The sequence below is a fragment of the Streptomyces sp. NPDC033270 genome (assembly GCF_055576575.1).
Map to the genome: position 1 here is coordinate 281,710 of NZ_JBVIRA010000002.1, position 6,368 is coordinate 288,077.

At 71.0% G+C, this 6,368-nt stretch carries 4 protein-coding genes; 1 reads left to right on the forward strand and 3 read right to left on the reverse strand.

Features of this window, described 5'->3' with window-relative positions:
* Positions 1-126: 126 nt before the first annotated feature.
* Genes pyk through pta form a run of 3 tightly spaced genes read right to left on the reverse strand, consistent with a single transcriptional unit; the run spans position 127 to position 4,962 of the window.
* Positions 127-1,554, reverse strand: a complete 1,428-nt coding sequence (gene pyk, locus ACZ5XZ_RS04775) for a pyruvate kinase (RefSeq protein WP_468974644.1) — start codon at positions 1,552-1,554, stop codon at positions 127-129.
* A gap of 60 nt (positions 1,555-1,614) precedes the next feature.
* Positions 1,615-2,826 carry an acetate kinase gene (locus tag ACZ5XZ_RS04780; protein ID WP_468974646.1) on the reverse strand — a complete coding sequence of 404 codons (1,212 nt, stop codon included), beginning with the start codon at positions 2,824-2,826 and terminating at the stop codon, positions 1,615-1,617.
* Between the two features lie 39 nt (positions 2,827-2,865).
* The gene (gene pta, locus ACZ5XZ_RS04785) at positions 2,866-4,962 is read right to left on the reverse strand and encodes a phosphate acetyltransferase (protein ID WP_468974648.1); all 2,097 of its coding nucleotides are present in this window, start codon (positions 4,960-4,962) and stop codon (positions 2,866-2,868) included.
* Positions 4,963-5,195: 233 nt separating this feature from the next.
* On the opposite strand from pta, the gene ACZ5XZ_RS04790 reads away from it, so the two are divergent.
* Positions 5,196-6,221 carry an ATP-dependent 6-phosphofructokinase gene (locus tag ACZ5XZ_RS04790; RefSeq protein ID WP_468974650.1) on the forward strand — a complete coding sequence of 342 codons (1,026 nt, stop codon included), beginning with the start codon at positions 5,196-5,198 and terminating at the stop codon, positions 6,219-6,221.
* The last annotated feature ends 147 nt before the right edge of the window (positions 6,222-6,368 follow it).

Consider the following 6,368-nt stretch of genomic DNA (forward strand, 5'->3'; position numbering starts at 1 on the left):
TCTGTCTGGCCCACCCCCCGTCCCCCCCCTCCCCCCCCCCCCGCCCCCCCACCCCCCCCCCCCCCCCCCCCCCCCCCCCCCCCCCCCCCCCCCCCCCCCCCCCCCCCGCTTTCGCTGCCGGGCGCGTCAGGCGCGCCGGCCGCCCAGGTGGTGCACCCGGACCATGTTGGTGGTGCCGGGCACGCCGGGGGGCGAGCCGGCGGTGATCAGCATGGTGTCGCCCTCGCTGTAGCGCTTGAGCTTGAGCAGCTCGGCGTCCACCAGGTCGACCATCGCGTCGGTGTTGTCGACGTGCGGGACGAGGAAGGCGTCCACGCCCCAGCTCAGCGTGAGCTGGTTGCGGGTGGCGACGTCGGTGGTGAAGGCCAGGATCGGCTGGGCCGCGCGGTAGCGGGAGAGCCGGCGGGCGGTGTCACCGGACTTGGTGAAGGCCACCAGCGCCTTGCCGTCCAGGAAGTCGGCCATCTCGCAGGCCGCACGGGCCACCGCGCCGCCCTGCGTACGCGGCTTCTTGCCGGGCACCAGCGGCTGCAGGCCCTTGGACAGCAGCTCCTCCTCGGCCGCCTCGACGATCTTCGACATCGTCTTGACGGTCTCGATCGGGTACTGGCCGACCGACGACTCCGCGGAGAGCATCACCGCGTCGGCGCCGTCGAGGATGGCGTTGGCGACGTCGGAGGCCTCGGCGCGGGTCGGCCGGGAGTTGGTGATCATCGACTCCATCATCTGGGTCGCGACGATCACCGGCTTGGCGTTCCGGCGGCACATCTCCACCAGGCGCTTCTGCACCATCGGGACCTTCTCCAGCGGGTACTCCACCGCCAGGTCACCACGGGCGACCATGACGGCGTCGAACGCCATCACGACCTCTTCCATGTTGTTGACCGCCTGCGGCTTCTCCACCTTGGCGATGACCGGGACCCGCCGGCCCACCTCGTCCATGACGCGGTGCACGTCCTGGACGTCCTTTGCGTCGCGGACGAAGGACAGCGCGACCATGTCGCAGCCCATGTTCAGGGCGAACTTGAGGTCCTCGATGTCCTTCTCGGACAGCGCGGGGACGTTCACCGCGGCACCGGGCAGGTTGATGCCCTTGTGGTCGGAGATGACCCCGCCCTCGATGACGATGGTGCGCACCCGCGGGCCGTCGACCTCGACGACCTGGAGCGCGACGTTGCCGTCGTTGATCAGGACCGGGTCGCCCTTGGAGACGTCGCCGGGCAGGCCCTTGTAGGTCGTACCGCAGATGGTCTTGTCGCCGGGCACGTCCTCGGTGGTGATGACGAACTCGTCGCCGCGCACCAGCTCCACGGGGCCGTCGGCGAAGGTCTCCAGGCGGATCTTGGGGCCCTGGAGGTCGGCCAGGACGCCGACGGCGCGACCGGTCTCCTCGGAGGCCTTGCGGAGGCGGTGGTACCGCTCCTCGTGCTCCGGCTGGGTCCCGTGGCTCATGTTGAATCGGGCCACATTCATGCCGGCCTCGATCAGCGTCTTCAGCTGGTCGTAGGAGTCGACGGCGGGGCCCAGGGTGCAGACGATTTTGGAACGGCGCATGGCGGAATCCTATCGGTTTGTTTCAGAGCGGAATATTCCGGTAGGTGGAAACGCCAATGTCTAGGCGTTGACCAGGGCGTATGTCTGCTGGGCGATCTCCAGTTCCTCGTCGGTGGGTACGACGGCGACCGCGACCCGGGCGTACTCCGGCGAGATCAGCCGCGGCTCGCCGGACCGTACGGCGTTGAGCGAGGCGTCCACGGCCATGCCCATCTCCTCCAGTCCGGCGATGGCGGCCTCCCGCACCGGGGCGGCGTTCTCACCGACACCGGCGGTGAAGGCGACCGCGTCGACCCGGCCGAGCACCGCGCTGTAGGCGCCGATGTACTTCTTCAGTCGGTGGATGTAGATGTCGAAGGCGAGCCGGGCGCGCTCGTCGCCCTCGTCGATCCGGCGCCGGATCTCCCGCATGTCGTTGTCGCCGCACAGCCCGACCAGCCCGCTCTTCTTGTTGAGCAGCACATCGACGTCGTCCTCCGACATCCCCGCCACCCGCTTGAGGTGGAAGGTCACCGCCGGGTCGATGTCACCGGAGCGGGTGCCCATGACCAGGCCCTCCAGCGGGGTCAGACCCATCGAGGTGTCCACGCAGCGGCCGCCGGCCACCGCCGAGGCGGACGCGCCGTTGCCCAGGTGCAGCACGATGACGTTGACCTCGGCGGGGTCCTTGCCCAGCAGCTCGGCGGTCTTGCGGGAGACGTACGCGTGCGAGGTGCCGTGGAAGCCGTAGCGGCGGATGCGGTGCGCGTCGGCGGTCTCCACGTCGATGGCGTAGCGGGCCGCGTACTCCGGCATCGTGGTGTGGAAGGCGGTGTCGAAGACCGCCACCTGCGGCAGGTCCGGGCGCAGCGCCCGGGCCGTCCTGATGCCGGTGATGTTCGCCGGGTTGTGCAGCGGCGCGACCGGCACCAGCCGCTCGATCTCCGCCAGCACCGCGTCGTCGATCACGGTCGGCGCGGTGAACTTCAGCCCGCCGTGCACCACCCGGTGCCCGATCGCGGCCAGCTCCGGGGAGTCCAGCCCCAGGCCGTCGGCGGCCAGCTCCGCGGCGACGGTCTTCAGCGCGGCCGTGTGGTCGGCTATCGCGCCCTCGGTCTCGCGCCGCTCGCCCCCGGTGGCCAGCGGGGTGTGGGCCAGGCGCGAGGACTCCTCACCGATCCGTTCGACCAGGCCGACGGCCAGGCGGGTGCCGGTGTGCATGTCGAGCAGCTGGTACTTCAGCGACGAGGAGCCGGAGTTGAGGACGAGGACGCGGGTGGCGTTGGCAGTCATGTAGCGCTTTCCGGTGGGGTTGGGGGGAGGGCTGGGGGCTCAGGCGGTGTGTCCGGCGCCGGGCTGGGCGCCCTGCGCCTGGATGGCGGTGATGGCCACGGTGTTGACGATGTCCTGGACCAGGGCGCCGCGCGAGAGGTCGTTGACCGGCTTGCGCAGACCCTGCAGGACCGGGCCGACGGCGACCGCGCCGGCCGAGCGCTGCACGGCCTTGTAGGTGTTGTTGCCGGTGTTGAGGTCCGGGAAGATCAGCACGGTGGCCTTGCCGGCCACGTCGGAGCCGGGGAGCTTGGTCTCGGCGACCGAGGCGTCCACCGCCGCGTCGTACTGGATCGGACCCTCGACCAGCAGGTCGGGGCGGAGCTCGCGGACGATCTCGGTGGCCTTGCGGACCTTGTCGACGTCCGCGCCGGAGCCGGAGGTGCCGGTGGAGTACGACAGCATCGCGATCCGGGGCTCGACACCGAACTGGGCGGCGGTGGTGGCCGACTGGATGGCGATGTCCGCCAGCTGCTCGGCGTTCGGGTCCGGGTTGACCGCGCAGTCGCCGTAGACCAGCACGCGGTCGGCCAGGCACATGAAGAACACCGAGGAGACGATCTGGGCGTTCGGCTTGGTCTTGATGATCTCGAAGGCGGGCCGGATGGTGGCCGCGGTGGAGTGCACCGCGCCGGAGACCATGCCGTCGGCGAGGCCCTCCTGCACCATCAGGGTGCCGAAGTAGGAGACATCGGCGACCACGTCGTAGGCCAGCTCGTAGCTGACGCCCTTGTGGGCGCGCAGCTTGGCGTACAGCTCGGCGAACCGCTCGCGCAGCTCGGAGGTCTGCGGGTCGATGATCTGCGCGTCCGCCAGGTCGATGGCCAGGTCGGCGGCGCGCTTGCGGATCGCCTCCTCCTCGCCCAGCAGCGTCAGATCGCAGACGTCGCGGCGCAGCAGGACGTCGGCGGCGCGCAGCACCCGCTCCTCGGAGCCCTCCGGCAGCACGACGCGGCGGCGGCCGGAGCGGGAGCGCTCGATCAGCTCGTGCTCGAACATCATCGGGGTGACCCGGCCGGAGCGGGCGACGGAGATCCGGTTCGTCAGCTCCGCGGTGTCCACATGCCGTTCGAACAGCCCGAGTGCGGTCTCCGCCTTGCGCGGCGAGGCGGCGTTGAGCTTGCCCTCGATCGCGAACAGCTCGGCGGCGGTCGGGAAGGATCCGCCGGGTACGGAGACGACCGGGGTCCCGGGGGCGAGCCGGTTCGCCAGCGCCATGATGTCCGGGCCGGGCCGCTCGTCGAGGGTGAGCAGCACCCCGGCGATCGGCGGCGCACCGGCGCTGTGCGCGGCGAGCGAGCCGATGACCAGGTCGGCCCGGTCCCCGGGGGTGACGACGAGGCAGCCGGGGGTGAGAGCCTTGAGGAAGGTCGGCAGCATGGCGCCGCCGAAGACGAAGTCGCGCGCGTCCCTGGCGAGCCCGGAGTCGTCGCCCAGCAGCACCTCGGCGCCGAGGGTGTGGACGATCTGGCCGACGGTCGGTGCGGAGAGCGAGCCGTCCTCGGGCAGTGCGTAGCAGGGGACCGGGAGGCGGGCGGAGAGCCGCTCGACGACCGCCTGGCGCAGCTCGGGGGCCACCCGGTTGACGATCATGGCCACCACGTCGCAGCCCAGCGAGTGGTAGGCGCGGTAGGCGTTGCGGGCCTCGGCGCGCACCGACTCGGCCTCCTGGCCCTGGCCGCCGACGACGGCCAGCACCGAGGCGCCGAACTCGTTGGCGAGGCGGGCGTTGAGGTTCAGCTCGGCCGGCAGGCTGGTGCCCGCGTAGTCCGAGCCGAGCACCAGGACGTACTCGTAGTCCTTGGCCACGGCGTGAAAGCGGTCGACGAGCCGGGAGACCAGCTCGTCGGTGCCGCGCTCGGCCTGGAGCGTGGCGGCCTCCTCGTAGCTGAGGCCGTAGACGCTCTCGGGTGACTGGGCGAGCCGGTAGCGGGCCCGCAGCAGGTCGAAGAGCCGGTCGGGTCCGTCGTCGTGCATCAGCGGGCGGAAGACCCCCACCCGGTCGACATGGCGGGTCAGGAGCTCCATGACCCCCAGCTCGATGACCTGGCGGCCGTCGCCGCGGTCGATACCGGTCACGTACACGCTGCGCGTCACGCGTGCTCTCCGATCCATTCCGTTGGTCGCAAGGTCAAAATCAGCCGTTATTGCGGGCCTGCCCCTCTTGACAATACCTGCGAGGCTGGCTAGGCCGCTCTCCCAGTTTCCCTTGTGGAGCCCGTGCGGGGACAGTAGGGGACAGGTGCGCGGGTGCGGCCGGGGCCCGTCGGACCATGAAACAATCGGACCGGGTCAGGGAACCGACGAGCGAGCACAGGAGACACAGCACGATGCGTATCGGAGTCCTCACCGCAGGCGGCGACTGCCCCGGCCTGAACGCTGTGATCCGGTCTGTCGTCCACCGCGCCCTCACCGGCCACGGCGACGAGGTCATCGGTTTCGAGGACGGCTTCAAGGGCCTGCTCGACGGCCGCTTCCGCAAGCTCGACCTCGAAGGGGTCAGCGGCATCCTCGCCCGCGGCGGCACCATCCTCGGCTCCTCCCGACTGGAGCGGGCCCGGCTGCGCGAGGCCTGCGAGGACGCCAAGGACCACTCCAAGGACTACGGCATCGACGTGCTGATCCCGATCGGCGGCGAGGGCACCCTCACCGCCGCCCGGATGCTGTCGGACGCCGGGCTGCCGGTCGTCGGGGTGCCCAAGACCATCGACAACGACATCTCCTCCACCGACCGTACCTTCGGCTTCGACACCGCCGTCGGCGTCGCCACCGAGGCGATCGACCGCCTCAAGACCACCGCGGAGTCGCATCAGCGGGTGATGGTCGTCGAGGTGATGGGCCGGCACGCGGGCTGGATCGCGCTGGAGTCCGGCATGGCCGGCGGCGCCCACGGCATCTGCCTGCCCGAGCGCGGGTTCGACGTCAACGACCTGGTCACGATGGTCGAGGAGCGGTTCGCGCGGGGCAAGAAGTTCGCCGTGATCTGCGTCGCCGAGGGCGCGCACCCGGCGCCGGGGACGATGGACTACAAGAAGGGCGCCATCGACCAGTACGGCCACGAGCGGTTCTCCGGCATCGGCACCGCGCTCGCCCACGAACTGGAGACGCGCCTCGGCAAGGAGGCCCGCCCGGTCATCCTGGGCCACGTCCAGCGCGGCGGCACCCCCACCGCCTACGACCGGGTGCTCGCCACCCGCTTCGGCTGGCACGCCGTCGAGGCCGCGCACCGCGGCGACTACGGCAAGATGACCGCGCTGCGCGGCACCGACATCACGATGGTGCCGCTGGCCGAGGCGGTCACCGAACTCAAGACCGTGCCCGGGTGGCGGATGGACGAGGCGGAGTCGGTCTTCTAGGCCCGCCCGGATCCACCGGACCGGGCCGCGCCCCGGCCCCGGTACCGCGGACGCACCGACGGCGGCGCGCCTCCCCTCGACCGAGGGAAGGCGAGATCGGAAGAGCGTCTTGGCAGGAGAGAGGGCTCGAACGTCAAGGTAGATTTC